Below are 1,651 nucleotides of genomic sequence, written 5' to 3' on the forward strand. Positions count from 1 at the left end.
TGAAAAGCAACGGTTTCCGCTGGGCTCCCAGCGTGGGCGCATGGCAGAGGCAGCTCACGGACAACGCCATCCGGGCGGCTGACCGCTTGGAATGTATCAAGCCGCTGTCCAGCGAAAAGCCCTCCCAGCTTCAAAAGAAGCCCTCTATCTTGCAAACCATGCGGGAACAGGGCGAAAAAGTCCAGACGGAGCCGGAAAAGAAAGCTCCGTCCGGCAGGGATGCCGAGCGGTAAGCCTCGGGCCACATTGGCCCGAGGTTTTCTGTTCCCCGAGACTGTACGGGGGCCTCCCGGATAGCGGGAACCCCGACGGAAAGGAGGTTTTATGCAGGAAGAAGTAAACCAAAAAACGGTTGCCCTTTCGATCAGGACAACGAAGCTCACAGGAAAAGTGCTGGCTGCCGCTCTTGGCAAGGTGGTTCGGGCGCTGCAAAAGCACCACCGGAAGGCGCTGACCCCGCAGGGACGCCAGAGCGTGAAAAAGCTGATGAACCACTATGGCGGCAAAAGTGCCATGCCCTATGTGGGAGCTCCAAAGGATTTTGACCGGATCGCGAAGGAGTTCCATGTGGACTACGCTTTCCATAAAGTGAGCCCCGGTCATTACCTGCTGTTTTTCAAAGCCAATCAGGCGGACGCTATCACGGCGGCCTTCCAGAAGTACAGCTCAAAGGTGCTGAATAAAGAGCAGGACAAGGCTTCCATCCTCGGCCAGCTTCGGAAATTCACGGAGCAGATCAGGACACAGGCAAAGGAAAAGCAGCGAACCAGAGAGGCGGTGAAGGACGGACGTTGAGTGACAAAATCAGAAAATATGTACTCCCAAACCTGCCGTACCTCTTTGTGTTCTGGTTCTTCTCCAAAATCGGGACGGCCTACCGGATCGCCCCCGGCACAGACTTCGGGACAAAGCTCATGGGGATGCTCGATACCTTCCCCAAAGCCTTTGAAACCTACTGGCCGGGGCTGGGAGGTATTGACCTGCTGGTGGGCCTTGCCGGTGCGGCTGGGGTGTATCTGCTGATACAGTCAAAGATCAGGCAGGCGAAAAAATTCCGGCGAGATGCGGAATACGGCACCGCCCGCTTTGGAACAAAGGAGGATATAAAGCCGTTTGTTGACCCAAAATTTCAGAACAATGTCATTCTGACCGGGACGGAGTTCCTTACCATGAACACCCGTCCGAAGATACCCGCCAATGCCCGGAACCTAAACGCCTGTGTCATCGGCTCGTCCGGCTCGGGAAAGACAAGGTTCTGGCTGACCCCGCAGCTCCTTCAAGCCCATTCCTCGTATGTGGTGGTAGACCCGAAGGGCGGCACCCTCGACCAGTGCGGGCGGTTTCTGCAACGGGAGAAATACAGGGTGCGGGTGTTCAACAGTATCGACTTTTCAAAATCCATGCACTACAATCCGCTGGCCTATATCAAGACGGAAAGCGATGTTTTGAAATTCGTTACCGCCTTGATTGCCAACACCAAAGGCGACGGCAAGGAGGGCGACGAGTTCTGGACCAAAGCCGAAACCCTCTTGTACTGCGCCCTTGTGGCCTACATCGTCTTTGAGGGGCCGGAAGAAGAACGCAACATGAATACGCTGGTGGAAATGATAAACAGCATGGAAGTCCGGGAGGATGACGAAACCTTCAAAAA

Annotated in this window: 2 protein-coding genes and 1 pseudogene; all 3 read left to right on the plus strand. The window is 55.3% G+C overall.

All coding sequences use genetic code 11. The features are described from left to right. Positions 1-233, plus strand: a pseudogene (locus tag GPK90_RS03940) (hypothetical protein); the annotation flags it as partial. Positions 234-324: 91 nt separating this feature from the next. Beyond that, a complete protein-coding gene (locus GPK90_RS03945) occupies positions 325-795 on the plus strand; it encodes a PcfB family protein (protein WP_215696610.1) in 471 nt (156 codons plus the stop codon). After that, positions 792-1,651, plus strand: an 860-nt coding sequence (locus GPK90_RS03950; protein WP_215702226.1) for a type IV secretory system conjugative DNA transfer family protein, incomplete at its 3' end; no start/stop codon positions are given. The genes GPK90_RS03945 and GPK90_RS03950, both read left to right, overlap by 4 nt.

The organism is Clostridium sp. MCC344, from assembly GCF_018785365.1.
In the GTDB taxonomy this organism is placed as follows: Bacteria; Bacillota; Clostridia; order Lachnospirales; family Lachnospiraceae; genus Pilosibacter.